Source organism: Ellagibacter isourolithinifaciens, assembly GCF_008831035.1.
GTDB classification, from domain to species: domain Bacteria; phylum Actinomycetota; class Coriobacteriia; order Coriobacteriales; family Eggerthellaceae; genus Ellagibacter; species Ellagibacter isourolithinifaciens.
Genome location: NZ_WAJR01000019.1, coordinates 15,621 through 42,482 on the forward strand (window position 1 = coordinate 15,621; position 26,862 = coordinate 42,482).

General features: G+C 61.0%; 24 protein-coding genes. 6 read left to right on the forward strand and 18 right to left on the reverse strand.

What is annotated here, in order from left to right:
• Window positions 1-34 precede the first annotated feature (34 nt).
• Window positions 35-1,621 carry a DEAD/DEAH box helicase gene (locus F8C90_RS07660; protein WP_158049931.1) on the forward strand — a complete coding sequence of 529 codons (1,587 nt, stop codon included), beginning with the start codon at window positions 35-37 and terminating at the stop codon, window positions 1,619-1,621.
• Between the two features lie 27 nt (window positions 1,622-1,648).
• Here the strand turns inward: F8C90_RS07660 and F8C90_RS07665 are convergent, their stop codons facing one another.
• Entirely contained in the window at window positions 1,649-2,326 is a 678-nt protein-coding gene (locus tag F8C90_RS07665) for a winged helix-turn-helix transcriptional regulator (protein WP_246155851.1), read from the reverse strand.
• Window positions 2,327-2,358: 32 nt separating this feature from the next.
• A complete protein-coding gene (locus F8C90_RS07670) occupies window positions 2,359-3,702 on the reverse strand; it encodes a glutamine synthetase family protein (protein WP_158049932.1) in 1,344 nt (447 codons plus the stop codon).
• A gap of 333 nt (window positions 3,703-4,035) precedes the next feature.
• Here F8C90_RS07670 and F8C90_RS07675 point away from each other — a divergent pair, with 333 nt between their 5' ends.
• From F8C90_RS07675 to F8C90_RS07685, 3 genes are read left to right on the forward strand one after another with little or no spacing between them, the layout of a single operon-like run.
• A complete protein-coding gene (locus F8C90_RS07675; RefSeq protein WP_158049933.1) occupies window positions 4,036-4,899 on the forward strand; it encodes a MetQ/NlpA family ABC transporter substrate-binding protein in 864 nt (287 codons plus the stop codon).
• A 29-nt stretch (window positions 4,900-4,928) separates the two neighbouring features.
• Window positions 4,929-5,678, forward strand: coding sequence for a methionine ABC transporter ATP-binding protein (locus tag F8C90_RS07680; RefSeq protein ID WP_158049934.1), 750 nt, complete (start codon window positions 4,929-4,931; stop codon window positions 5,676-5,678).
• Window positions 5,679-5,681: 3 nt separating this feature from the next.
• Complete coding sequence (locus tag F8C90_RS07685) at window positions 5,682-6,359, forward strand: methionine ABC transporter permease (RefSeq protein ID WP_158049935.1); 678 nt, start codon at window positions 5,682-5,684, stop codon at window positions 6,357-6,359.
• 171 nt (window positions 6,360-6,530) lie between these two features.
• Here the strand turns inward: F8C90_RS07685 and F8C90_RS07690 are convergent, their stop codons facing one another.
• The 6 genes from F8C90_RS07690 to F8C90_RS07715 all read right to left on the reverse strand — a co-directional run bounded on the left by F8C90_RS07690 (window position 6,531) and on the right by F8C90_RS07715 (window position 13,287).
• Window positions 6,531-6,941 carry a peptide deformylase gene (locus F8C90_RS07690; protein WP_158049936.1) on the reverse strand — a complete coding sequence of 137 codons (411 nt, stop codon included), beginning with the start codon at window positions 6,939-6,941 and terminating at the stop codon, window positions 6,531-6,533.
• A gap of 111 nt (window positions 6,942-7,052) precedes the next feature.
• A complete protein-coding gene (locus F8C90_RS07695) occupies window positions 7,053-7,673 on the reverse strand; it encodes a sugar transferase (RefSeq protein WP_158049937.1) in 621 nt (206 codons plus the stop codon).
• A complete protein-coding gene (locus F8C90_RS07700; RefSeq protein ID WP_246155852.1) occupies window positions 7,674-8,909 on the reverse strand; it encodes a DegT/DnrJ/EryC1/StrS family aminotransferase in 1,236 nt (411 codons plus the stop codon).
• Window positions 8,910-9,044: 135 nt separating this feature from the next.
• Window positions 9,045-10,310, reverse strand: coding sequence for a glycosyltransferase family 4 protein (locus F8C90_RS07705; RefSeq protein WP_246155853.1), 1,266 nt, complete (start codon window positions 10,308-10,310; stop codon window positions 9,045-9,047).
• Between the two features lie 172 nt (window positions 10,311-10,482).
• Window positions 10,483-10,881, reverse strand: a complete 399-nt coding sequence (locus tag F8C90_RS07710) for a 4Fe-4S dicluster domain-containing protein (RefSeq protein WP_158049938.1) — start codon at window positions 10,879-10,881, stop codon at window positions 10,483-10,485.
• 9 nt (window positions 10,882-10,890) lie between these two features.
• The gene (locus tag F8C90_RS07715; protein ID WP_170264601.1) at window positions 10,891-13,287 is read right to left on the reverse strand and encodes a molybdopterin-containing oxidoreductase family protein; all 2,397 of its coding nucleotides are present in this window, start codon (window positions 13,285-13,287) and stop codon (window positions 10,891-10,893) included.
• Between the two features lie 198 nt (window positions 13,288-13,485).
• On the opposite strand from F8C90_RS07715, the gene F8C90_RS07720 reads away from it, so the two are divergent.
• Window positions 13,486-14,439, forward strand: a complete 954-nt coding sequence (locus F8C90_RS07720) for a LysR family transcriptional regulator (protein WP_170264602.1) — start codon at window positions 13,486-13,488, stop codon at window positions 14,437-14,439.
• A gap of 541 nt (window positions 14,440-14,980) precedes the next feature.
• Here F8C90_RS07720 and F8C90_RS07725 read toward each other — a convergent pair.
• The 10 genes from F8C90_RS07725 to F8C90_RS07770 all read right to left on the reverse strand — a co-directional run bounded on the left by F8C90_RS07725 (window position 14,981) and on the right by F8C90_RS07770 (window position 26,318).
• The gene (locus F8C90_RS07725; RefSeq protein ID WP_211361066.1) at window positions 14,981-15,961 is read right to left on the reverse strand and encodes a hypothetical protein; all 981 of its coding nucleotides are present in this window, start codon (window positions 15,959-15,961) and stop codon (window positions 14,981-14,983) included.
• Between the two features lie 1,049 nt (window positions 15,962-17,010).
• The gene (locus F8C90_RS07730) at window positions 17,011-17,970 is read right to left on the reverse strand and encodes a DMT family transporter (RefSeq protein WP_158049942.1); all 960 of its coding nucleotides are present in this window, start codon (window positions 17,968-17,970) and stop codon (window positions 17,011-17,013) included.
• Window positions 17,967-18,905: a choline/ethanolamine kinase family protein gene (locus tag F8C90_RS07735; protein ID WP_246155854.1), complete on the reverse strand. Its 939-nt coding sequence runs from the start codon at window positions 18,903-18,905 to the stop codon at window positions 17,967-17,969. Before F8C90_RS07735 ends, F8C90_RS07730 begins: the two co-directional genes overlap by 4 nt.
• 256 nt (window positions 18,906-19,161) lie before the next feature.
• Window positions 19,162-20,943, reverse strand: a complete 1,782-nt coding sequence (locus F8C90_RS07740; RefSeq protein WP_158049943.1) for a phosphotransferase — start codon at window positions 20,941-20,943, stop codon at window positions 19,162-19,164.
• A gap of 99 nt (window positions 20,944-21,042) precedes the next feature.
• Window positions 21,043-21,885 carry a LicD family protein gene (locus F8C90_RS07745; protein WP_158049944.1) on the reverse strand — a complete coding sequence of 281 codons (843 nt, stop codon included), beginning with the start codon at window positions 21,883-21,885 and terminating at the stop codon, window positions 21,043-21,045.
• Window positions 21,886-21,924: 39 nt separating this feature from the next.
• Window positions 21,925-23,052, reverse strand: coding sequence for a glycosyltransferase (locus F8C90_RS07750; protein WP_246155855.1), 1,128 nt, complete (start codon window positions 23,050-23,052; stop codon window positions 21,925-21,927).
• Window positions 23,052-24,425 carry a lipopolysaccharide biosynthesis protein gene (locus F8C90_RS07755; RefSeq protein WP_158049945.1) on the reverse strand — a complete coding sequence of 458 codons (1,374 nt, stop codon included), beginning with the start codon at window positions 24,423-24,425 and terminating at the stop codon, window positions 23,052-23,054. Before F8C90_RS07755 ends, F8C90_RS07750 begins: the two co-directional genes overlap by 1 nt.
• Window positions 24,422-25,225: a LicD family protein gene (locus tag F8C90_RS07760; protein ID WP_246155856.1), complete on the reverse strand. Its 804-nt coding sequence runs from the start codon at window positions 25,223-25,225 to the stop codon at window positions 24,422-24,424. The genes F8C90_RS07755 and F8C90_RS07760 overlap by 4 nt, the downstream gene beginning before the upstream one ends.
• Complete coding sequence (locus tag F8C90_RS07765; protein WP_158049947.1) at window positions 25,215-25,622, reverse strand: DUF2304 domain-containing protein; 408 nt, start codon at window positions 25,620-25,622, stop codon at window positions 25,215-25,217. Before F8C90_RS07765 ends, F8C90_RS07760 begins: the two co-directional genes overlap by 11 nt.
• Window positions 25,623-26,318, reverse strand: coding sequence for a glycosyltransferase family 2 protein (locus F8C90_RS07770; RefSeq protein ID WP_158049948.1), 696 nt, complete (start codon window positions 26,316-26,318; stop codon window positions 25,623-25,625).
• A 261-nt stretch (window positions 26,319-26,579) separates the two neighbouring features.
• Between F8C90_RS07770 and F8C90_RS07775 the strand changes: the two genes are divergently transcribed.
• The coding region (locus tag F8C90_RS07775; protein WP_211361067.1) for a hypothetical protein at window positions 26,580-26,862 on the forward strand (283 nt) is incomplete at its 3' end.

Sequence of the window (26,862 nt, forward strand, 5' to 3'; positions counted from 1 at the left end):
TCGCGCCGAGATGGAAAGGAACAACCGAACGATTATGGCTTCATTCGACGATCTGGGGCTTAGCCCCAAGGCGCTTGCCGCCGTCGCGTCCCTCGGCTACGAAGAGCCGACCCCCGTGCAAGAACGCGCGATCCCGCTTGTCCTCGAAGGACACGACATCATTGCCGCCGCGAAGACGGGAACAGGAAAAACTGCCGCTTTCTCGCTTCCCTCGATGGATAAGCTCGGGCATGCGAAGGGTGAGCGCGGGCCGCTCATGCTCGTCGTCACCCCGACGCGCGAGCTCGCCGCACAGATTGCAGAGGTCTGTGAGGCCGTGGCGAAATCGACCCACCACCGCGTGCTTTCCGTCGTGGGCGGCGTGTCGTATAACCCGCAGATCAGCGCCCTGAAACGCGGAACCGACGTGCTCATCGCCACGCCAGGGCGCCTGATCGACCTCATGGAGCAGAAGGCTGCGCATCTCGATCGCGTGGAGGTGCTCGTGCTCGACGAGGCCGACCGCATGCTCGACATGGGCTTTCTGCCGTCGGTGAAAAAGATCGTCGCCGCCACGCCGAAAACGCGCCAAACGCTTTTGTTCTCCGCCACCATCGACCGCTCGATCGAGGGGGTTGCGGGCACGTTCTTGCGCGACCCCGAAGTGGTGGAGATCGCGCACAAGGGCGAGACCGCCGACACGGTCGACCAGTGCATCGTGCATGTGCCGCAGGTGCTCAAGGCCGACCTCCTGCGCGCGACGATCGCTGCATGGGGGCACGAGCGCGTCATCGTGTTCGCCCGCACGCGCAGCCGCGCCGACGCGACGTGTCGCCGCCTGAAGCGCGCTGGGTACTCGGTGGAAGCCATCCACTCGAGCCGCACGCAGAACCAGCGCCGCCGTGCGCTCGAGAACTTCGCAGCCGGGACGACCGACATCCTGGTGGCCACCGACGTGCTCGCCCGCGGCATCGATGTCGACGAGGTGAACTACGTCGTGAACTACGATTTGCCCATGCAGGCTGAGGATTACGTGCACCGCATCGGGCGCACGGGGCGCGCAGGCGCGAAGGGCCGCGCGATTTCCTTCGTCACGCCCGAGACGAAGGAAGCGCTCTCCGACATCGAGAAGTTCACGAAGCGCGAGATTCCCGAGGTGCGCATCGAGGGCTTTGACGAGGAAGCGTGCGCCGTGGCCGCCGCCGAACGCGCCACGAAGGCCGCAGCGAAACGCGACCCCGACATCGCCGAGGCGAAGCGCGAGATGGACAAGCGCGAGAAGAAAAAGAAGAAGGCGCAGGCCCGCGCCGCCGAGGAGCGCGAGGAAGCGCGCAACGGGGACGGCGGACGCAGCGGGAAGGCATCGGGCAAGGGCGCCAAAACTCACAACAGCAAGAAGACATCGCATGCTAACGGGCAGCGCACCCGCAAGAGCTCGCCTGAGACGAGCAGGCCCGCCAAGGGCGCGAAGGCGCAGGCCGAGCGTTCGCGCAAGCCGCAGGGTGGAGCCACACGCAAGCAAGCGCAGTCGCAGAGCGGGAATTCCCGCAAGCAAGCGGGCGCCACGAAGCCGAAGGGAGACTTCCGCCCCGGCCGCGCACACCGCGCCGAGGTGGCTCGCCAGCACAGCAAACGCCGCTAGGCGCTTTCGCCTCTGGAGCGCAAGCGCCTATGCGCTCCAGAGGTAGCCGACGCCGCGCACGGTTTCCAGACGTTGTGCCAGCTCAGGGCCAAGCTTCGCGCGCACGCGCCTCACGTGGACATCGACCGTGCGGCTGCCGCCGTAGTAATCGAAGCCCCACACGCGGCGCAGGAGCGCATCACGGGAATACGTGCGGCCAGGATGCGTCACCAAAAATGCGAGCAGCGCATACTCCAAATACGTGAAGTCGAGCGGCTCACCGTTCACCTTCACCTGATAGGTCGCCAAATTGATCGTCATGTTGTCGACGGAGATGTAATCCGAGGTGGAGCCCTCGTTGCCAGGCCACAAAAGCTGGCGGATGCGGGCAGCGCATTCCTCGGCGGATGCGCCATGCACCACGAAGTCCGCCTTGATCTGCACGGGAAGGCGAAACTCGGACAGCTGCGCCTCGTTCACGATGACGAGCATCGACGTGGAGCCGTCTTCCACCAAAAGCGACTCGGCCTGCGCCACCGTGTCGAGCGCATCACCGCGAGCCTCGTAGATCACGAGGTCGTGCGAGGGATGCTGGGCGAGCAGCTTCTTGAACTGCGCAGACGAACCCGCCACCACGTCAACATCGAGCCCCGAGAGCACGGACTGGAACTTATGGGCGTTGTCGAGACTGTCGGCGATGAAAAGAACCGTCTTCCTTTGCATCATGGCTCAACCTTTCCCGCATGCAGAGCGCACATCTAGAGGACCTCGAGGTAGCGATTGCGTTCCCATTCGGAAACGGTGCCCTGGTATTCGTTCCACTCGGCGCGCTTCGTCTCCACCAGATAGCCGTGGATATGCTCGCCGAGCGTCTTTTTCATGAGCTCGGACTCGGCGAAGAGCTCCACCGCCTCGCCCAGGCTCTCAGGCAGCGTGCGGACACCCTGTTTGCGCAGGTCCTGACGCGAAAGCTCGAACAGGTCGAGACCCTCGGTCGGATCTTGCAAGGGCAGCTCCTCTTCAATGCCGGCAAGGCCTGCGGCAAGCATGCAGGCGAATGCCAAATACGGGTTCGCCGCCGGGTCGGGGTTGCGCAGCTCCACACGGCACGCGACTTCGCGATTCGGACGATATGCGGGGATGCGCACGAGCGTCGAGCGGTTGCGGGCTCCCCAGGAAATGTAGGTGGGCGCCTCCCCGCCGGAAACCAGGCGCTTGTAGGAGTTCACGTACTGATTGGTGATGCAGCAGAACTCGGGAGCGTACTTTAAAAGACCGGCGATGTAGTGTTTCGCCAAATCGGAAAGGTTGTAGCCGAGCGGATCGTTCGGATCGAAGAAGGCGTTGTTGCCATCGAGGTCAAACAGGCTCTGGTGCACGTGCATGCCCGATCCGGGGGCATCGGCTAAGGGCTTGGGCATAAACGACGCGTACACGCCGTGCTTCATGGCGATTTCCTTCACGACCAGCTTATAGGTCATCACGGCGTCGGCCATGGAGAGCGCGTCGGTGAAACGCAGGTCAATCTCGTGCTGGGAAGGACCGTTCTCGTGGTGGGAGTACTCCACCGGAATGCCCATCTTCTCCAGGGTGAGCACCGTGTCGCGGCGCAGGTCAGAGGCATAGTCGAGGCTCGTCAGATCGAAATACCCGCCGTGGTCGAGTACCTCGGTGGAATGCTGGTCCTTGAAGTAGAAGAACTCGAGCTCGGGCCCGACGTTGAGCACGTAGCCCATGTCGAGCGCACGCTGGACCTCGCGCGCGAGCACCTGGCGCGGGTCGCCCTCGAAGGGCTTGCCTTCGGGCGTGCGGATGTCGCAGAACATGCGACCGACGGCGTTGCTTTCGGGGCGCCACGGAAGCACCTGGAAGGTCGAGGCGTCGGGGAAGGCGAGCATGTCGCTTTCCCGCGTGCGGCAAAAGCCCTCGACGCAGCTGCCGTCGAAGCCCATGCCGTCATCGAAGGCGTTCTCGAGCTCGCTCGGGATGACGGCGAACGACTTCATGTTGCCGAGAACATCGGTAAACCAGAAGCGAACGAAGTGGACATCGCGGCCCTTGATGGTCTTGAGCACGAAATCTTGTTCCGGATTCGATGACATGGCATATGCTCCTTGCGTTCGGTCGTTCTTCGCGGTGTGCCCCGCACCGCTCAAGCGCAGCCGCACAGCAGGCCACGCCCAGTGAATATCCTCCCATTATATCGACTCATGTTTCGATGGGGTTAACAGCTTTGTAAAGCTTCGGCTCCTCCCCTTCGCGTCGGGAAAACGGCGCTTAGTCGGGGCGACATTGCCTGGATATCGTGAATTACGATATCCAGGCATTTGTTTTTCGAACTACCACTTATTCCGCGCTCGCGATACTATGGGGAACATCCAATGGAAGCAAACGCGTTCCCCCGAGGCAACGCGTCCCAGGAAAGGACATCATCAATGGCAATCAATTTCAAAAAGAAGAAGGCAGCGCTCGTCGCAACGCTCGCCCTCGGCGCAGTGCTCGCATTCGGCTTGGCAGGCTGCGGCGCACAGAGCGCAAGCTCCGACAAGTCGGCAGGCTCTTCCAACGACAAGACCATCACCGTCGCGGCAACCCCCTCTCCCCATGCGGAAATCCTGAACAACGCCGTGAAACCGCTCCTCGAGAAGGAAGGCTACACCCTTGAAGTGAAGGAGTTCACCGATTACGTGCAGCCCAACACGGTGACCGAGGAGGGCGAGGTCGACGCGAACTACTTCCAGCACATCACCTACCTCAACAACTTCAACGAGGAGAAGGGCACGCATCTCGTGAGCGTCGCCGACGTCCACTACGAGCCGTTCGGCCTGTACCCGGGCAAGACCAAGAGCCTCGACGCCCTGACTGACGGCGCGACCGTCGCCGTTCCCAACGACGCCACCAACGAGGCGCGCGCGCTGCTGCTGCTCCAGGATGCCGGCCTCATCACGCTGAAAGACGACGCGGGCATCAACGCCACCACAAACGACATCGTTTCCAACCCGAAGAACCTCCAGTTCAAGGAAGTCGAGGCTGCAACGGTTCCCAACATCGTCGCCGACGTCGACATCGCCTGCATCAACGGCAACTACGCCATCCCCGCAGGTTTCAAGACCACCGACGCGCTCGCAACCGAGTCCGCCACCTCGCTCGCCGCTGAAGCTTATGCGAATGTCCTCGTCGTGAAGGATGGCAACCAGGATTCTGATAAAATCAAGGCTCTTGTGAAAGCACTCACGTCCGACGAGGTTCGCACCTACATCAATGACACCTACGCCGGCGCTGTCGTCCCCGTGTTCTAAGGGACGCCCACAAAGGAGTTAGAAAGCGAATGATAGAGCTAGACCATCTGGAAAAGGTCTACCTCGCTCGCGAAGGCTCACATCGTGCCCTGCATGATGTGAGCCTTACCATTGGCGAGGGAGAGATCTTCGGCATCATCGGCCAGTCGGGCGCAGGCAAGTCCACGCTTGTGCGCTGCATCAACCTGCTCGAGCGTCCCACGTCGGGGCGCATTCTCATCGATGGCGTCGATGTGACGAACTACCAAGGTCGCGACCTGCGACGTCTGCGCGAGGGAATCGGCATGATCTTCCAGAATTTCAGCCTATTCCAGCAGCGCACAGTCCTCGACAACGTAATGTTCCCGCTCACTATTCGCGGCGAGAAGAAAGACCACGCCAAGAAACGCGCCCTCGAGCTGCTCGACGTGGTGGAGCTGGCCGACAAGGCGCATCGTTACCCAAGCGAGCTCTCCGGTGGCCAGCAGCAACGCGTGGCAATTGCGCGCGCCCTCGCGAACAACCCTCGCATCATGCTCTGCGACGAAGCCACAAGCGCACTCGATACGCGCACGACGGTGTCGGTCTTGAACCTGCTCGCAAAGATCAACAAAGAGCTCGGCGTGACGCTCGTGGTGATCACCCACTCCCTCGCCGTGGCGCGCCACATCTGCGACCGCGTCGCCGTGATCGACGAGGGTGTCATCGTGGAGGAAGGCCCAACGCGTCAAGTGCTCGAGAATCCGCAAAGCGAGGCAGCCCGCGAGCTCGTTTCCTTCGACAGCCTGGAGGTGAAGTAGGCCATGTTCGATTTCTCCGCCTTTTTCGCCCAATACGGCAACTTGTTTTTGCAGGGCACCGTCGACACGCTCATCATGACGTGCGTGGCAACCATCTTGGCATACGTCATCGGAATCCCCCTTGGCATCCTTCTGGTGGTGACCAGCCCGAACGGGCTGCGCCCTAACCGAATCGTCTCGACCATCGTCGGATGGATCGTCAACATCGGCCGCTCAGTACCTTTCATCATTCTGCTCGTCGCGCTCATCCCGTTCACACGCTTTATCGTGGGAACTTCGCTCGGCGTGCCGGGAGCCGTCGTGCCCCTTGTGGTGACGGCTGCGCCCTTCGCCGCGCGCATGGTCGAGCAGAGCCTTGAGGAGACCGACGGCGGGCTTGTCGAGGCAGCTCAGAGCTTCGGCGCCTCCAACTGGCAGATTGTGTGGAAGGTATATCTGAAAGAGACGCTGCCCTCGCTCGTGCGCGGCGCGGCCATCACGTTCGTCACGCTGTTCGGGTACTCCGCCATGGCAGGCACCGTGGGCGCCGGCGGCTTGGGCGATATCGCCATCCGCTACGGCTACCAGCGCTTCCAGACCGACGTCATGATCTTCGCTGTGCTTTTGTGCGTTGTGCTCGTCATCGTGTTCCAGGCGGTCGGCGATGTGGCCGCGCGCAAAATCGACAAGCGCCGCAGGTAACCTGCAAGAGTAGCTGGCGCACGCCAGCAAAGACACGCACCATCAAAAGAAGCCGCATCCTCTGGGAGGCGGCTTCTTCATTTTGTGAGATACGCAGTTGGGCTCAACCATCTTCCTGCGATCGCCCGAGGCTCTTCTCGCTATTCGCCTGGTAAAACCTCGGACAGCCCCTTAGATTACGACCCCGTTGCAGTGGTCGATCTCATGCTGAACGATTTGCGCCTCGAAGCCAGAAAACGACTTTTCGCGCGGTGCGAACGATGCATCGAGATAGGCGACCTTTATGCGCTTGTAGCGCGCGCAGGGCCGCACACCCTCAAGCGACAAACAGCTTTCCTCGGTTTGGTACTCACCCGACGCCTCGATGATTTCCGGGTTGTACATGAGCACCGCGCCGCCTGCGCACGCCGCCACGATGATGCGCTTGCGCACACCGATCATATTCGCTGCAAGCCCCACGCATTCGTGCGCGTGCGCAGCAAGCGTGTCGAGCAAGTCCTGCCCCACGGCAGCATCGAGCGGCGTAGCGTCGACGCTCGGAGTCGAGAGCAGCACGGGCATCTTCACGATAGGGCGAATCATCAGGAGTTCCTTTCAAGTGGTTAGCGAGGTGGACTTGAAGCCCACAAAGGCGCGAGAAGCTTCGCGCGCGAAAGATTGGTCGGCCCCGGGGACGCCGGCTTTTGCTAAAAGCTAGTTAGAGGCTTCCTTCACGTCCCCGTCTTCGGGCTCGACATAGACGCCGTCCTGCTTGAAGATGACGTAGAACGTGCGGAAGAACACCTTCACGTCGAGCGCAAAAGACACATGGCGCACATAGTACACATCGAGCTTCAGGCGATCGCGCCAGGGCAGCGAGTTGCGGCCATACACCGCAGCATAGCCCGTGATACCAGGCTTGACCAGAAGTTTCTCACCGTCGTCTCCCTCGTAGAGCTCGGTTTCGCGCCGCAAGTCGGGACGCGGGCCCACAACACTCATGTCGCCTTTGAGCACGTTTATGAACTGAGGCATCTCATCGATCGACGCCTTTCGCATGAACGCCCCGATGCGCGTCATGCGCGGGTCGTCGGCGCCGTTGTAGGTCGAACCGTCTTCCATCACCAGGTCAGGCGCGTTCACCTTCATCGAGCGCAGCTTGTACATCGTGAAGTCGCGGCCGTCCTTGCCCACGCGCGGCGCGTTGTAGAAGATGGGGCCCTTGTCCTCAAAGTAGATGAGCGGAGCGCAAATCGCCACGATAATCAGCACAAACGGCAGCGCGATCAAGCCGATGACAATGTCGCAGACGCGTTTTCCGAAACGCAGGTACATCTAGCGCACGCCCTTCGCAGAAAGCCTTGCGAACACATCGTGGCACATTGCGATCACGTAGTCCGCGTCGTCATCGGAGAGCTTCGTGTGCAGGGGCAGCGTGACCTCGTTTGAGAACTGCGCAAGCGCGTTCGGGAAGTCGGCGATATCGAAGCCGAGGGCTTTATAAGCGGTGAGCAGGGGCAGCGGCTTGTAATGCACGTTGCAGGCGACGCCTTCCTCCCCCATCTCGTTGATAAACGCGTTGCGGAACTCCTGCGAAGCGCCCTCAATGCGCGCGAGCATAAGGTGCCCCGACGATGCGAAGTCATCCCCGTAGTGCTTGATCAAGGAAAACGGCAGGTCGGCAAGCCCGCGCTCGTAGCGCTCGACAATCTCGCGACGGCGAACGAGAAGACCCGGGTAGCGGCGCAACTGCGCCAAACCGAGCGCTGCCTGCAAGTCGGTCATGTTGCACTTCCAACCGCAAAAGGCCACGTCGTATTCCCATGCGCCGACGCGCGTTTTCGCGAGCGCATCTTTCGTTTGGCCGTGAAGCGACATCAGCATAAGGTCGCGATAGAGCTCCTCCGAGTCGAGCCCGGGGATATCGCGCCAGGTGAGCGCGCCGCCCTCGGCCGTGGTGAGATTCTTCACCGCGTGAAAGGAGAACGTCGTGAGATCGGCCGCCTGTCCCGAATGAAGGCCATGGCGCACCGCACCGAGCGAGTGCGCGCCGTCGGCAACGATGGGCACGCGATCGAAGAGCTCCTCGCGGGGCGTGCGCGGGCGCCACTTGCCGCTCACGCTCTCAAGCGCTGCCCGCAGGCGGTCGTAGTCGCACATGACACCCGCCACATCGACGGGGATGACGGCGCGGGTGTTCTCGGTGACGAGGCCCGCCACCTGGTCGTAGTCAATCTCGAAAGAGCCGGGCGCCACGTCACAGAACACGGGGGTCGCGCCCACGTGCACGATCGGGCTCGCTGACGCAGTGTAGGTGTAAGCGCTCGTGATAACCTCGTCACCTGGCCCGATGCCAAGCGCGCGCAGGGCGCATTCGAGCGCCGCCGTCGCGGAGTTGAAGCAGGCAAAGCGCGTCGTGTGGCTGAATTCCGCCAAATCGCGCTCGAACTGCTTGGTCTTCGGACCGGTGGTGATCCAGCCGCTTCGGAGCGCATCGGCCACCTCGTCGATTTCAGCTTGAGAAATATCGGGAGGGGAAAAGGGAATGTTGCGCTTCACGTTCACGAGCATGCCGTCCTTTCGTCGCCCCTTCGCGCACGCCGCCGCTCTGCCGCGCGCGGTCATGGGCCAACAGATTGAGCGCACGTGCGCCCAGGTTACTTCAAGCACTTAATTGTGCAACGAACCTACCCGCTTGATGTGCGCTTAGAGCAAATTGCGTATCAATTCCACTATCGCCTGGTAAGAATGAGCCTGATCGAACTGGCGGCACGCAATGTCGCGCGCCTTCGCCCCCATGATCTTGCGCGACGAGGAGTGCGCGGCAAGCTTCACGATTGCCTGGGTGAGCTCGCTCGCGTTTCCTGGGGCGACATTCACGCCGAAGCCATCCGCCTCCACCTTCGAGCAGAACTCAGGGCTCTCCCCCGTGTTGATCATGGGAATGCCCGCAGCCAGGTAATCGCCGATTTTCGTGACGATACTCTGGGCGGCGCCATGCACAAGCGAGTTGACCGTGATGTCAGACGCGGCGAGCCAGGCTGCCATGCGATCGTAGGGGGTGTAACCAAGGAAATCGACGGGCGCGCCAATCGAGCTCGCGAGCTCGGTGAGCTTATCGCGGTCGGGACCATCGCCCAGGATCTTCACGCGCAAGCCGCTCACCTGCGACTCCGCGAGCTTTGCAGCTTGAACGAGGGTCGAGAGGTCGTAGCTTGCGCCGAGCGTGCCCGCATAGGTCACCCAGAACTCGCCCGCTGGTTTCACGACCGCGTCTGCGTTCTCGCGCACGCCCTCGTCGAACGCGGCAAGGTTGTTCCCCACGTACACCGTCACGCGCTCATAAGGTTCCTCACGATCGGCGGCGGGGCGCGCGGCGTACTCGTCGGAGGTTCCCACCGCGCCCGAGAGCAGCTCGTAGACGCGATGCGCGTCGCGCGCGAACGGTCGGAAGGCGATGTCGCTCACGACCGGCACATTCACGACCATGCGCATGGCCTCGGGCCACAGATCGTTCACGTCGGCAACGAAGGGAATGCCATGCTCGTGCGCCGTCTCCGCGCACACGCGGGCGACGTCGTTGGGCGGAATCTCGGCGTAAATGAGATCGAACGCGCGGGCGTCGGCGGCGAAGCGCTCCGTGAGCATGCGACGCAGATTCTTCGCAGCCTTACGGTGGCTCATGATGCGCGCGAGGTCGAGGTTCTTCTTGTAGCCAGGCTCGGGAATGAAGACGACGCGATACGGAAGGTCGCGATAGCACGCCTTCTCAACGTCGCGCTGGGCCTTCTCCCAATGCTGAAACGACGAGGTGAACAGCGTCACGTCGAAGCCCTCGCGCACGAGCAGCTCCGACAGGAAGCGAAAGCGCGTGTAGCCGCGCGTTTCGTCGCCGAGCTTCACGCCCATGGTGACGACGGCGATGCGCTGCTTGCGGGCAGGCGCGTGGTGTGTGTTCGATAATGTGTTCATGGTTCGGAAGTATAGCAGCACCGACGGGAACGCCCGCCCTCGAACTTGCGAAAGCGGGCGTATCACGGTTTTTTGTTCGCGCTGGCAGATTCCCTGATCGACAAGACGAGGGCAGCCGATAGGACGAGGGCGGCTAATCCGAAGAAACGCCGCCCTCGAAGCTATATGCCGCCTACCCCTTCGAAGCGTACACCACGTTATCGGCGGCGTTTTCCCAGGCGGGAAGCTTGAAGATGCGGAAGCCCCGCTGCCGCAGCGCCTCGCATTCCCCTGCCGCGGCATCGCCAACGGAAAGTGCCCCGTTCGGGCATGCGTTCACGCAGTAGGGAAGCTCGCCCTCCGCCAGCCGCCCGCCGCAGCGCACGCAGCTCTTCGACCAGATGGGAATCCAGCTCATGTGCAGGTCGGGCCACACCCCCGCGGGCCGATCAATGCCCTCGCCGCTACCTTCCGTGCGCACCGTCAGCCAGAATTTCTCATCCGGGAGGCCGTTTCCCACCTTGCAAGCAAGGGAGCAGGTCCAGCATCCCGTGCATCGCTGCAGGTTCACCAGAATCGTCTTCTCATCCATGTCGCTCCCCTATTCCTCGACCTTGCGCACATCGCATGCGCAATCCCAAATCGTATCCCAGGCACCCGCCATGCCGCCGATGCCGCCGGTGCCGAACCCAGGCTGGAAACCGCCGATCGCTCGCACGCAACTGTCCCAATGTTTGGACACGTCGTTGAGGGTATAGTCGCTGCCGAGCGCTGGGATGAGCTCGGAGTACATGCCATCCTCGAACGCGTCATGGCGCCAACCGAACCAACACTGCACGGTTCCCGGGGGAATCTGCTGGTCGAGTTTCATCTCGATGGTCACATGCCCGCGCTCGTTGTAGATTTCCACCTTGTCGCCGTCTTTGATGCCTTCCGCCTGTGCGTCCGCCGGGTTCATGCGGCCCGTCGGATACCCGCCCGACAGATCGGCCATGACCGGGTCGTCGGTGAACATCGACTGCATGAAGAAGCGCTGGCGGCCGCTGAAGAAGTGATACCTCCCCTTCGCGGTTCCGTTCCCCAAGCTCATCGGCGTGGGAGCCTCAAGCGGCTCGCGATACGCGGCCATCTGCGCCCCGACGGGAAGCAGTCGCTCGCAGTAGAATTCAAGGCGCTTGGAGGGCGTGTTGAACTGCAGCCCCATGAACGGATCCCAGTTCACCGGGGGCGTTGCCGCGCGCACGAGCTTCTCCTTCTTCAGGCGCTCGTAGGTGAGCGGCGGCTGGATCCCCGCGATCATCGGCCACTTCGACTGGATGCGCACCTCGATCCATTCCTCCGCCGTCTTATCAAAGTACTCGCCCAAGCCCACGCGCTTCGCAAGCTCGCTGTAGAGGAACGTGGGGTCGCGCGCCTCGCCCTGCGGCTCGATCGCCGGCTCCTGCAAGACGATGTGGTTGTACGCCGCCGACGCCACCAACTCATAGCGCTCGAACGGCATGCAGTCAGGCAGCACGTAGTCGGCATACTGGCCTGTGTCGGTCATCCAGATGTCCACGTCGACGATGAGCTCCATCTGCGGGAATATCTCGTCGATCCACAGACCGCGGTTCGGGCAGTTGTGCACCGGGTTGCCCGCGATCACCCAAAACGCTTTGATCGGGTACGGCTCCTGGCTTTTCACCTGGTTGATGAACTCGTTTTGACGCAGCATCTTCGCCTTGTAGCCCTCGCGGCCAAGCGGCATGGTGATGGGCGTGTCGTTGAAGATCATCGGGAAGCCGGCCGGCAGCATCTCACTCGTGACGCCGGCGCCGGGGCGGCCCAAGTTGCCCGTCAGCATGCCGAGCAGATAGAACGAGCGGTAGCTTTCGCCCTGGTTCTGATAGCGAAGTCCCAGCGCGCCGAAGATGTAGGCATTCGGGGCTGCGACGTACTCGTCGGTAAGGCGCCTAACCACTTCGGGAGCGACGCCCGTGACGCCCTCCTGCCACTCGGGCGTATAGCTTGCCACATGCTCGCGCAGGCACGCGAACGCCGTCTTGCATGCCACGCCGCCGACTTCATGCACGCCGTCGAGTTCCATACGCGCCACAGGAGACGCCTGCTCACCCGGGGTCATGGGCGCCGCAGCTTCGGCGTCGGCATCCCACACCAGGTAGTTTCCTTCCGCATCGCGAAGGAACTCGCCCGTATCGTCGCGCACGAGGAACGGCGCCACCGTGTAGGACAAAAGGAAGTTCTCGTTGTAGCGCTTGTCCTGAATGATGAGGTTCGCCATGGTAAGGGAAAGGGCTGGGTCGGAGCCTGGCTTCACAGGGATAAACTCGTCGGCAAAGCCCGCCGTGCCGTCGAACAAAAGCCCGATATCGACGATCTTAGCGCCGTTCGAACGCGCCTCCACCAGGTGCTTTGCAATGCGCTGCTGATTTTCGATGGGATTGGCGCCCCACACAATGATGTAATCCGACGTATCGAAATTTGCCGGATCGGTCGTCATGTACTTGTAGAAATCGCCCATGTCGAAGAACGCCGCGTAGAACGGCCCGTTGTCGAGGCCGTACCCCTGAATGGGGTCGGTCGCGCCCCAAAGCCCCATGAACCGCGAGCTCAGCACAGCAGCAAGTCCCTGCGAGGGCGGCACCGACGCCACCACGTCCCACATGGCAAGCGACTCGGGGCCGTAATCGTCGCGCAATTGCAGAAGCTTCGCGGCGATTTCGTCGAGCGCCTGGTCCCAGCTGATTTCCTCCCACTTACCCTCGCCGCGCTCGCCCGCACGCTTCAGCGGATGCAGCAGGCGCTTCGGATTGTACGGCTGACGGCACGACATAATGCCCTTTTGACAGATATAGCCCTCGTTCGCCTCCGCGCCAGTGTAGCTCGGCTTTTCGGTGCGCACGATCTTGCCGTCTTTGACGATCGTCTTGATCGCGCAGAATTCATGATCGCCCCACCCAGGACAACAGGTGTAGACGAACGACTCCCCTTGCGTCATGATTAGGCTCCTCTCGTTTTCTCCCTCTTGGCGACGCCCCATCCCAAATGCTCGACGCAAGATGTACCCAACTTGCGGCAGGCAGAATAGACGGCTCTCATTCACCCTGGGCTCATTATGAAAAGGAATTACAGCAACCGAAAGAAGCCTATAATTGTCTTTTATGCAACGTTTGGTTGTGCACGAGAGCGAGCACGCATGAACATCGAGACAATCCGATACTTTGAAGAGGTCGCCCGGGCGGAATCCTTCTACGGTGCCGCAAAACGACTCGCCGTGTCCCAGCAGGGATTGAACAAGGCGATTACCTCGCTTGAGCGCGAGCTATCGACAAAGCTGCTCGAACGAAGCCGCAAAGGCGTCACGTTAACGCCAACGGGAAAGAGCTTTCTCGCGTTTGCGCAGAAGGTAACTGCGGACTACGGGGAGTTTCTCGATGCGCTTTACAACCCCGATGAGGAACAGAAACGGGAAGAAGACCCCTTCAATATCCATGTCACGCATTACTCGGCGCAAATAGCCTCGGCGACGCAGGCGTACGTCGACCTGCTCGCGCAGTGCTCGTATATCGAGGAGCCTTTCGAGAAAATCGTCTCGCGCACATGCCTCTCGGACGGCACCGACCTCGGATTTGTCGACCTTCACGCCAACAGCGCGCTCGAGCTCATCGCGAGCACGGAGCTTGCGTTCGACCCCGTCCTTCGCACGCAATTGGGAATCGTGTGCCATGCGGCGTCATCGTACGCCCGAAGAGAGTCCCTTCGTCGACGCGAGGTGGCGGGCGCACCCTGCGCGACAGACGCTTCACGAGAAGCGGCGCAGCAGATCGAGTGGCTGTTTCGCGATTATCCGCTGCGGAATGTGAGAATGAGCGTCGCAAGTCCGCGCATGCTCATCCGCTTCGTCCATTCGCGCGATGACGCTGTGGCTTTTTTTGACTCGTTCAGCTATCGCCTAGCGCTCGAAGACGCAGCCATGCCAACAGACGGCCTCGCCTTCGTTCCCCTATCGACCCCGGAATCGATGAGCTACGTGGGGTTTCTTTACCCCAAGCATATTCGCCAAAAGCCACGCGTGCGACACGCCGTGAGATTGCTCAATCGGTATCTTAAGGAGAATCAAGCCGACTACCTGGCGCAATACCCCGTGTAGAGGAAGCGTCACCCCCCGACCCGCCCTTTTCCCACTGACTTTCTTCTTAAAAAACAGGGTACGTGGCATTTTGGTTTGTGGTGCGTCAGAGGCATCACCGAAACCGCGTGCCGATGGTTCGTCATCCCGTGGCACATCAGGGGTATCGCCGAAGTCGTCACGCGCCCTCGAGAAACGGGTTGACTCGCCAACATCCAGAACGCCGTCTTTACGCCACCCTGCCTTTCCACCACCCTTCTTCTCGAAAAACAGAGCGCGGTGGACAATAATCGGCGATATGTGAGTCCTCGGGTCCGAAGGAAACCGTTCGCTCGCGTTTCTGCCGGCATTTCCCCAGGTTAGTTTTTTCAAAAGGAAGTTAGCCTTCCGACACTCCTCACATATCGGCGATTTATGTCCACGGCAAGCCGATTTCAAGAAAGAAAGAGGGACGACCGATTGGCATTAGCCGAAGCTTTGAGGAAGCAATCTTGTTCCATGGTGGACGAAGTCCAGAGGCAGGCTTCTTGAGCGCGCAATAGCAGCCGAGGACGAGAACTGCCTATTGCGAAATTCGCGACGCTTGCCGAGATGACCGCGAGCCGCCCACCGCGCAGTCGAGAAGCGCCCGCTGAGCCTTACGATTTACGCGCTCCATGCGCAATCGCACGCCAAGCCCCTTCGCCACCTGATATGCGAGTTGGTCCAATCCAGGAATGCTTGTCACCTGGCTCTTTGTAGCCGTGATAACCGTGAAGCCAAGGGACGAAAGGGCATTTCGCCGTCTCGCATCGTGCGCAATCTTCTGCGAACCAGTGTGAAACATGTCGCTATCGTACTCGACGCAAAGACTCGCTGTCGGCCATAGCAAATCGCACCTGAACTGCCGTCCGTATGCAACCCTCCAATCCCCCTTAGGAACTTCGACCGCTGCATTAAGCTGCGGCGACGGTAGTCCATATCCTCCTTTCGCCTTCGGCATTGAAAGCAACATGGCAAGCGCTGACTCCATCGGCGAGGCGGACCCCGAAGAAACGAAACGCAGGGCATTTTCCGCCTTATTTGCACCGAGAAGATTGCCCTGGGAAGAAACCGAAACCAACGCCGAGTGGGATACAAGTGGTGGCGCCGAAAAAAATCCCTGTTCAGAGTTCGAATCCAAGCGATAGCTGCCCGTTATCTCGTAACCCAGCAGGACCAGCTCAGCGAAATCGAGCTCGACCGCCGAGCGAGTAAATGCGAAAGCTGGCGAGCATGCATACACGTCGTCGCCCAAGAATACAAAAGCCTCGCTTGGGAGAGGCGATCCGAGTACACGACACTTGACGCCCTGGATTCGGCAGCGCTTCGACTGTTCGCTCACGAGAAGGCGAGGCGAAACGAGGCTTGGGAACGATTCCCGGGCGCTCTTCAGGCTTGCCAGGTTCGGCGAACTTGCCGCAAACTCTCGAGCGTAACGTTTTGGCGCACCGACAGACGCCCCCGCTAAGTTCATCGCGCGGTAACAATCCAGTGCCGATATGCCATCGAAGAAGAGCGCCATGGGAAGCACCATAACACGGGCACAGTGTGATTTCTAGTAATATTTTTTGGCTTTTACCTGGTGTTATATTCTGCCAGATTCCAGTTAGGAATATGGCAATTGCCGCCGAATTTCCGTCGAGAATCTGCCAGATAATTGCCAGGAAACAGTAGATGGCATGCAGCAAATATGCCAGGAAAAGAAGAAAACGCGGGGATTGTATGGCGGACGCTACAGGGGATTTACAGGGGATGCCTAAGGAGCGGGCGTGGAACACGGGCTAGGGTATATGTAAGGGCAGCGCCGAGAAACGGGCTCGAGGAAGCCGAAGGAGCGGGAAAGGAAGCCGACTCGTGGGAGCCAAAATTGCGAGAGTGCGAAACGGGGCTGGGACATGGTGAAAGGGCGAGTGCTGGGACGAACCGAAGGAACCATACGCCGGACGGGGTCGGGACGAACCGAGAACGCGAGGGCTCGGAGCGGGCGCCGAGGGCGCGCGAAGAAGCAGAGACGAGAATCGTGGGCTGAAGGCAAGCCGAAAACGCGAGGGTGCGGAACAGGCGCTGGGATATATGAGCAGGTGGACACTAGAGCGCGGACGAAGGAGCGGGCTGAAGGAGCAGGAGGAAAGCTGGTGTGGGGCTGTTTCGCCTTTTTGATAGGGCTCAAGCACGCGAACGCTACCCCCTCGCGAAAGACCACCCTCTCGTGGACAAAAATCGTCGATATGTGAGCCACTTTCGAGCTGACCGATCAAGAGGGTCGTGGCGTTTCCATAAAAGGCCACGTCACAACTTCTCACCTTTTGAACGCGTCTTCTTCTTAGAGTAGGAAGACTCACATACCGGCGATTTTTGTCCGCGAAAGAGGGATACCAGAGAAGATGGAGGCTGTTGGGCTGGTTGGGCCGGTTTGTTGGTTAGCTGGTTGGTGGCGAACCAGGGGGTTGGGGCCAAAGAGTCGAGAGGGTCGGGTGCCGAAGGCCTCGAGCCGCGCACCCGAAGGCCCCAAGCTACGCAACCGCGCACCCGAAAGCCCCAAGCGCCAGGCCACGCAAGCTCGCCCATCCCTTATGACGCGTCCTCGGGCAGAGGGGTCTTCTTGCGTCCGAAAAGCTCGTCCCAGTCGCATGCCGCAAGCACCGTGCCCGCCATGATAACCAGGCAGCATACGATCTGCACGACAGTCGGCACGCTCCCCAAAAGCACGAGTCCGAACACGACAGCCCAAGCGGAGTACGTGATGTTGAGCGCCATGCAGCGCGCCGCGCCGATCGTTGCGATACCCTTGTAGTAGAACAAATACGACGCCGCACCCGCGAGGCCGGACAACACCACCACGGCAGTGGAAATCGACGGCAGCGCACTCGCCGTAAACGCCCACGCGCCAAACGCCGGCAGCACCACCACAGCGTACACGATGGCAGACGTCGTCTCACGGATCTGCAGCGCGGTCTCGTTGTCAACTGCGTCGTCGCGCATGCCCCAAGCGCACAGCACCGCCTCGCTGCCCCAACCGACGACGCACACGACCGCGCCGACCAAGCCAAGCGCCGCGTTTCCGACCGATGAATCTCCCGAAGTGGCGTACCCCATCACCATGACGCCCGCGAGCGCGCAGGCAAGCGCAACGAGTTGGCGCGGCCTCATGCGTTCTTTCAACAGGACAAACGCCATGAACGTACCGAACGCAGGGTAAAACGCAGAGATGATCGCAGTGTAGCCTGCGCCAATGTTGTTGATGGCGACCAGGTAGCCCGTCATGCCCAAAGGTCCGCCGAGAAGCGCGCCGAGCATAACCACCTTGCCGCTTCGGGTCTTTAGGGCCCGAAGCGTGTCGCCAAGGCGCCGGCGCACACCCATGTAGAGGAAAAGCCAGATAGCGCATGCCGCATCGTGCATGAATGCGCTCGCAATCGCCGCGAAGGCAATAGCCTCGGGCGTGCCGATGAACGCGCCCATCGTGAGGGCTATTCCCAGGATGACGGTGTCCAAACCCCACAAAAAGCCGCTTGCAATGCCGAACCTCATGCGATTCCCCTCTCCTCTTGCTGAGCAATTCCCTCATAACCCGAGATCACGCGGTCAAAATAGCGCACTGCATAGCTGAGATAGATTTCCTTCCACTCACCCGCGTTCCCTCCGACGGCTTCCTTGTAGAGCGACCACAGATACCAGCACCAGCCAGCGAGCGCTACGAACGCGAAGTTATGGCAGCGCTCGGCAAACGTGGGAATGCGCCCGAAGTACGCTGCAAGCGCTGCATCGGCCTCGGATTCGGAAAGCTTGCAGCACACGGTGAAGGTACCGAAATCGTGCGCGTAATCGGACATGCCCGCGTACTCCCAATCGATAAGGTGCATGCGGTCGGATCGGTCGATGAGGATGTTCAGGTTGAAGAAGTCGTTGTGCGTGATGCACACGGGCGCCCCGTCAGCGTGCGCGAAGGCGGCGACGCAATCCGCCTTTGCGGCAAGCTCGTCATAACCAGGCACCTCAATCGGCCCCAGCTCGCGCAAAAGCGCGTCGTAGCGCTTCCCCTCTTCGTAGAAGTCGAACGTGCGGGCAAGGCGCGCGCCGCTTTCGTGAAGTGTGCGAGCCATGCGCATCGCGCAAGCGACCTGCTCGGCATCGCGCGCATCGAGCTCGCGGCAGTCCACGAGAAAGCGGGAAAGCTTCCAGCCCTGCTTGACGTCCTCGTAGATGAAGGTACCGTCGAGCCCGATCGAGCGCGCGAGCTTCAGCGCCTCGACCTCAGCCTCGCGATCGACGAGGTCCTCGGTGCCCACGCCCGGCTGCCGATACACATATTCGCCCTCTGGCGTGGTGAAATGCCACGACTCGTTTGTCAGGCCCTGCTTGAGCGGCCAGATATCGGTGATCTCGTCGCGCGAGACTTCCAGCACCGATGAGATGTGCGCGTATGCGCACGAGGGCAGCATGCCCTGTTCTTGTTCTATACCCACTTGTTCTCCCCAGACTCAGTAGGTTACTTACTTGCTATCTTCCACTGGACGAAACAAACCCGTCCAGCACATCCGTTACGCACACCGCTCGCCTGGCGTCACTCGGAGCTCCCAACCGCACGCTCCGCGTCATAGAGCACGTCCTCGCCCGCATGATGTAGACCACGATGGTTCCGATGAGTTCCACAGGCTTCCTTTCAACCAATCAAGAGGACCAGCCCTTTAAGCGGGCAAAACTTTGCGAAGCAGGCGCTCCTTAGGCGACCTGCCCCGGCGTCGCACCGTACAGGTCGAGCGCCAACGCCGAATACGCCTTCGCCGTTCGATACCACAGGTAGAGCCACTCGCCCACCGGATCGCCCGTCGACTCCTTGTAGAGCGCCCAGACGAACCAGTAATACGCAGCAAGGGCAACATAAGCCAGGCAGTGGCGCATTTCGGCATCGGTCGGGGTCCGCCCGAAGTAAAGCTCGATCACATGGCGCGCCTCATCGACCGAGTAATCGGAGCAGCAAATGAACGTGCCCAGGTCGGAAGCATAATCCGACATCGCCGAATACTCCCAATCGATGAGATACATCTCCTCGCCGCGCACGAGGAAGTTCGGGCTGTAGAAGTCGTTGTGGCACAAACACGGCTCGACGCGATCCGCGCGCACGAACGCATCGAGCACCCCGGCGTTGCGCCCGAGCTCCTCGCGATCGGGAAACGACGGGTAGCTCTTCCTGCCGAGAAGCTCCACGATTGCGACCGCGTCGCGGTACACGTCGAAGGACCACTCGCTCTTCTCGCCGCTGTCATGCAGGCGGCGACCCAGCTCCATCGCATGGCGCACGTGGTCCTCGTTGTGGTAGTCGAAGGGAACGCAGCCGTCGATGAAGCGCGAGATCTTCCAGCCTTCGGCGGGGTCCTCGTGGATGAAGGTGTCGTCGATGCCGAGCTTCTTCGCAATGGCCTGCGAAAACGCCTCGCTTGCGCGGTTGATGATCTCGTCGGTGCCCACACCTGGATGGCGATAGACATACGACTCGCCGCGCACCACGAAGCGAAACGACAGGTTCGTGAGCCCCTCCTTGATGGGCACGATGCCCTCGACGTCGCCGCGCGAGCAGTCGAGCACGCGGCAGATGTTGTCGAGAATCGCAGAGTCGACGTTCTCGATGAAGTCGTGGTCAAACTCCTTCAAGTCGGAAATCGAGTCGAACTCGAAAATCACACCCGGCTCATAGGGCCGCATGACCATGCGCAGCTCGTCGAGGTGCGCACGGTAAATGTCCTCCCACAGCTTGCCCGCGGTCTCGGGCCGATCGTACTCGTCGACGAGAATCCTCACGAAAGTCTCGGAGAACGCGCGGTCGAAGTACACGTGCCCGAGCATGCCGTACTTGTCGCGACCGCCGATGGTCACGCCCGTGATGCGCCCGTCGCGCGCGGTGTCGAGCAGGTACTCGTTCGTCTCGCCCGCGAAGAACACGCCTGGGTAATAGGCCTCGAACACATACGGTTCGAAGACGTTCTCGGTGAAATAGTCGTCCGAAGAGCAGACATAGGTGTTCCCCAGCTTTTCGCGTACGAGCATGAGAGTGGAATTGTTGTTGCGCACGGAATATTCCGCATTCACGCGGATGGTCACGCCGAACTTGTCCTCAAGATAGAAGAAGGCTTCCTTCATATACCCCACGACAACGGTGATGTCGGTGATGCCCGCCTCTCGAAGCTGGCGGATCTGCCGCTCGATGAGCACCTCGCCGCGCACGGTGAGCACGCCTTTGGGCTTCTCATAGGAAAGCGGCGCGAAGCGAGAGGACAGCCCGGCTGCCATGATGATGGCGTTATCGACCTTGTAGGGCGAAAGCGCCTCGAAGCCGGCAGGCGTCACGGAGAAGTTCTCCGCCAGGCCCGCGTCAACAAGCGCGCGATACGCCGTGTTCACCGTTCCGAGCGACAGACCGGTTGCCGTCGCGATGTGGCGCTGCGTGTGGACGGCCTCATCGCGCAGCGCGTTGAGCACCTTGAACGTGCTTTTCGTCAATGTCATTGCAATACTCCCCAGTAACTGAAACGAGGAGTATTCTAGCGGAAATTGTTCAATCTTGTAAAGTTTTAATCAAGAACTGAACAAATGCAGGTCAAAAGCTTAGGCGTACGGCCCGAAATCAAGCTCGACGGGCGCATGGTTACGTCGCGCCTCCACCGGGGGAAGCTTTTGCCACTCGCCGTAGAGTTGACGTAGGAAGGCCTCGGGGTCGGCAGGTGCGGGGAGCTCGCATCCTTCGAAGGTGACGGTCGAAGTCGGCAGCATCATCGAGCGCGCGTAGGGCTCGTAGGTTGCATACGCCATGACAACGAGCTCGTCAGATGCAAGCGAAGGGTCATTTCCACAGGTGGCAGCTTTGTTGAAGCGCGATACGATCTTTTCGGGGGAATAGAGGCCACGTGTCGCGAGATGGGCTGCGCCGCAAGCCGCACGCTCGATCGCGCCGAGCGCTCCCTTGTGGGGCACGACGATGCTCTTCGCATGGGAAAGATACGACACGCTTTGCCAGAAGCGGCAATCGCGACGCTGCTTTGCCGCCGTCGCCGGGTCGGACGAAAGGGCGTCATAGGGCAGAAGGTCGACGAAGATTCCCTGGTCAAAGCCTGCTTCGATAGTCTCCTCCGTCGCGAAGCGCGTGCCGCGCAGCCACACCTTGCCGAACAGCGCCGCCTGATGCGGGTTCGTCTCGGGGGTCGACACGACGTATTCCTCGCCCAAAAACGCCGGCGCCTCGGCGACGAAGCGGTCGTAGTCCGCGCGCGGCATTCCCAAATCGATGTCATCATCCCACGGGATAAAGCCGCCGTGGCGCAGCGCCCCGAGCACCGATCCCGAATCGAGGAAGTACGTGATACCCAGCTCGCGGCACACGCGGTCGATTTCTTTTAAGATGCGCAGCTCGAGCAGCTGGAGTTTCCTTAGGTCCCTGTCGTCGTATTGCATTGCGTTCCCTAACCTATCTGCCCGAATAATCCCTACAACCTACCATTGCGCGCGCCGCCCCGCCGCCGCAGCCTCGTAGAACGCCGCAAGGCGCATCGAGGTGTCGGCGATGTCGAACCCGTGCGCCCGAACCTGCTCGCACGCGTCGCTGCGTGCAGAGCGCGCCGCAGCCGCAAGCATCCTCACGCACGCGCCAGCCCATGCCTCGGCGCCGTCCGCCAAAGGCATGCGGCTCGTGCGATCGCTCACTACCGCAAGCTCGGGCACGCCCGTCGAGACGATAGTCGGCAGCCCCGACGCCTGCGCCTCGACCGCGGAGAGGGCAAGCCCCTCGTTCACCGAGGGAAACACGAACGCGTCCGCCGCTCGCAGAAGCCGCGGCACGTCGTCCACTACGCCGAGAAAGCGCACTGCATCCTCAAGTCCCAGCTCACAAGCGCGAGCCTTCAGGGACTCTTCGAGCTCGCCGCGTCCGGCGCATAAAAGCGCTGCGTCAGGAAGCTCTCGTTTCACCTGGGAAAACACCTGCAACAGGAACTCGTGGTTCTTCACGGGAATCAAGCGGCCCGTATGGCACACGACAGGGCGGCCGGATAGTCCCAGCTCGGCCTTCGCCCGCTCGTGCGCAGCCTCGTCGCACGCATAGCGCGTCATGTCGATACCGTTCGGCACGATAGCGAAGTGCTCGCCTTCCACAATCGCGCCCCCGAAGCGGTCGATCCCCGCCTCCCTCGAGCACGCCATGAAATAGTCAGCCACGCGGCGCACGGGATGCGCGGCGACGTTGAAGGCGAGTCCCGGCAGACCGCGCACGTAATTCTGCGCGTGGCTGTGCGCAATCGTGAAAGCCCCAGCCCGCTTCGCCTCCGAAAGGTAAGCGGGCGCGCACGAACCGATATGCCCATGCACCACGCGCCACTCCGGATGCTCGGCGAAAAGCGCACGAACGCTGCGCCGATAGGAGCCCGCGTTCAACCCCGTGAAGCGCGGCACGCGGAAAAAACGCCCGCCCAGCCGCTCGATTTCGGCATCGTAGTCGCCTTCACGCTGCTCGTGCACGAGAAAGTCGAACTGGATGCGCTCGCGGTCCATCGCGCGGTAGAGATTCATCACCATGGTCTCGGCCCCGCCGCGATCCATCACGCCGATCACCTGCAGCACGCGCATCAGCAAGCCTCCTTAGCATCGCCCGCACCGTCCCGTACAGCTTCGCTCTCGGCCCCGATGATGTGGTCGGGCCCCTTCTTCACGACTTTCACCAGGAATAACAGCAAGATTGCCACACCGGCAAGGCACGCACCCGCACCCGCGAAGCTCACGCCGTTCATGTCCCACCTATCCACGCATAAAAACGTGAGCGGAATAACGGCGAGAAACGCGACGACGTTGCCCGCGAAGTTCGCCCAGAAATGGCGCAGCGTAATGAGCAGATCGCCGAAGAACCACAGAAACGCGGTGGCGGCAGTCGACACGATAATCGGCTGCAGCAGGTAGACGTAGGGCACGATGCTCTCGCCGAACAGCAGCGCGAGCGCCCAGGCGCCGATGAACTCGAGCACAATCGCGCAGGCAACCGTCACGCCCACGATGCCCGCGACCGTCTTCCCCAAAAGCGCCACGAAACCGCGCACATTCCCCTCGAAGAACAGCTTCGGGAAGATGTCAAGCAGCGGCCCGTAGAGATACTGCGCGCCCATCTGGATGACGAGCGCGGGCGCGGCGACCGACGAGTAGATGCCGAGCGCCGCCGAACCCACGGTGAGCGCCAGGTATTGCTTGGGAATCGCGAAGATGGCGCTCGCCGCCACCGAGGCAATCACGGCGGGAAGCGAGGTCTTCAGGAAGAAGAGCGCCTTCTTGCGGGAAAGCGAGAGGCGCACGGGTTCGAAGCGCTGGCAATGCGGCAAGTCGAAGGCGAAGAGCACAACCGCCGCGGCGACGAGCATGGCAATGATCGCCGCATCGAGGTTGCGCGTCGCCCAATAGACCACCACGAACGCCACGAGGGTCGAGGTTCCCTGTAGGATGAACGACTTGCCGATGTAGTCCATGCGGCGGTTGATTTGGTCGACCCCGTGGAGGATGTCGATCACGAGCCCCACGCCCTTGAAGGCGTAGAAGAGCGCCACCGTGATGAGCGCCTCGGGAGCGCAGGTGAGAGCCGCATATATCATACAGGCGACGAACGCACCCGCAAGCGTGAAGCAGCGGAATCCCATGTACTCGCCCACCGTGTTCTCGCGACGGATGTCAGAGATCTGGTAGGTTCCCATCTTGTAGTTGGCGAAGGTTCCGAAGATGCCCACGACCGACATGGCAAGCGAGAGCAGGCCCGCATCGTCGTAGCCCGACGACAGGCGCACCACGAAGATGGTGGTGAACCACTGGCAAGCGAGGTAGGTCATGGAACCGATGGAGTTCCAGATCATGTTCGCCTTCACGGAAAGCTTCTCAGGTACCTCAGCTTCTACCGCCGCGCCAGCTTCGAGCGCATCCTCGGCCTGCGAAGCGGCATCCCGAGGCGTTTTCGCATCGCTCATAGGCGATAGGCTTCCATCACGTGCACGGCGCGATCGGACTCGGCGGGCGGCGTGCGCCAATCGCCGTACTCGACGGTAAGGAACTCCTCAGCCCCGGCGGGAGCTGTGTATTCGCGGTCCTCGAACTTCATGCGCACGGGCTTGAACAGGCTCTTCGGGTATGTTTTATTTGGATTCCCCTCGCCAACGACATCGATGACGCGATCGGAAGCGCCCTTGTTCACCTCGCGCGCGATGCCGTCGAGCTTCGCCGCAAGCTTGTAGAGATCGGAGTGCTTCGCAAATGGGCACACGATCTTCTTCGCCAGGCGGACGACGGCGCTCGAGCCAACCGTCGGGTCGGCGACGGCGAAGCTGCGCCAGAGCCCCACGCGAGCGTGCTTCTTCAGAAGGCCTGCACATGCAGGATCGAAGTTGTCTAAGGGGAAAATGTCCACCCACACGCCCGTGGCGGCCTTCTTCCCCACGAAGTTCTCGTAGATGATCGTGGTCGTGTCGACGATCTTCGCGAACTGGTAGATCGACGATTTGTCGCGATAGGACACAAGCTTGAAGCGCTCGGAGGTGCGCCACTCGTTGAAGTGGTCCATGAGCAGCTCGTACTGGTCGCGCATCATGACGATGTCCATGTCGTCGTCCCACGGGATGAAGCCCCCGTGGCGCACGGCGCCGAGAAGCGTGCCGTAGCCTAAGAAGTACTCCACGCCATGCGCGGTACACACGCGGTCGATCTCGTCCATGATGTCGAGCTCGATCGCCTTCATGTCGTCGACGGAGAGGCGCTCCATGTTATTCCTCACCTGCGCCTACGTTCGCGTCCGCATGCTTGTTCGCAGCCTCGCCCGCTTCCGCATCCGTGTTCTCGATAGCGTCCAGCTCGGCAAGCGCCTCGGCCTGCGCGAGCGCCGCGACCTTGTTACGCAGCTGCGAGAGTTCGACGGTGGTGAAGAACTCGCGCACAAGCAGGATAGCGATGATGGCGAGGAACACGCAGTTCGACGGCGATTCGATGCCGAAGATGTTCGAGAAGAAGAACGCGATGTGCGGGAACACCGCCAAAAGCAGGATAACGAGCGCGAATATGAACCAGAACGTGCTGTCGGCGATCTTCACCTCGGAGTGGCGGATCTTGCGCAGAACGTAGATGAAGACGAGCAGTGCGCATACGATGAGCGTGATTCTGAATAAGAGAGTCATTTACTTTCTCCTCCTGAACCATTGCACGATGAGAATGGAGAGGCTGATGCGCAGCATGTAGGACACTGATTTCGTGAAGTTGAGATAGCTCTCGCCGGCGGTGCGCTCGCGCATCTCCACCTGCATTTCCTCCACCTTGTAGCCGTGACGCATGAGAAGCGAGATGGTATCGGGCTCGGGGCCGAAGTCGAGCTCGTTGGCGAACAGCGGGATCATCTTCGAATCGAACAGGCGCATGCCCGAGGTGGGGTCCTCGATGCGCTTTCGCGTGGTCACGAAGATCATCGCCGTGATGAGCGCCGAGCCTGCCATGCGCGCGGAGAAGGGCTTCTTGCAGTCGGCGAAGCGCGACCCCACGACCACGTTCGCGCCGGTTTCCTCTGCAACCTCGACCATGTCGTCGATGTAGGCCGCGGAATGCTGACCGTCGGCGTCGAACTGGATGGCGTAATCGTAGCCGTGCGCGTACGCATACTTCATGCCTGTCTGGAACGCCCCGGCAAGACCGAGGTTCACCGGCAGCGAAATCAAATGATAGCCCCGCTCGCGGCAGATGGCGGCCGTGCTGTCCTTCGAGCCGTCGTTCACGATGACGTAATCGATGTCGGGCGCGTTCTTCCGCAAATCCTCGATCGTCGATACGATGTTCTCCTCTTCGTTATACGCAGGTATAACGGCGAGCACTCGTTTGTTCATAACCTTCCAACCTGATATCGTGCAGCCCCTCGAGCGAGCGCGATGAGCTGCTTAAAATTTGACACACGATTCTTTATTTTACCTCTTTTCGATATCATTCACGCACTCAACCTATAATAAGAGCGAACGAGGAAAGAACCTTCAGGAGGAAATCGTGGCGACCACCCGACTTTTGCAGCATAACTGAATAGACTCCAGATTGTTCGCCCAGTTCAACGGGCTTTTTCTTTGTCAAGTTTTTACGACTTTATATGCCGTTGTATGGCTATGTATGGTATAATCAGGCATCGTGTAAACCCAGGTCAGGACGGCTATATGTACCTCAGGAAGTCGAAGAAGCCCAACGGGCGCACATACCTCACGATCGTGCAGGGCTACCGCGACGAGGACGGCAAGAACAAGGCCAGGACCGTCAGGAGCCTCGGCTACGTCGACGCCCTCGAGGCGGAGTTCGACGACCCCGTCGCCCACTTCGAGGAGGAGTGCAGGCGCATGACCGAGGAGGCCGCCAGGGCGCAGGCGCCCGTGACCGTGGAGTTCTCGG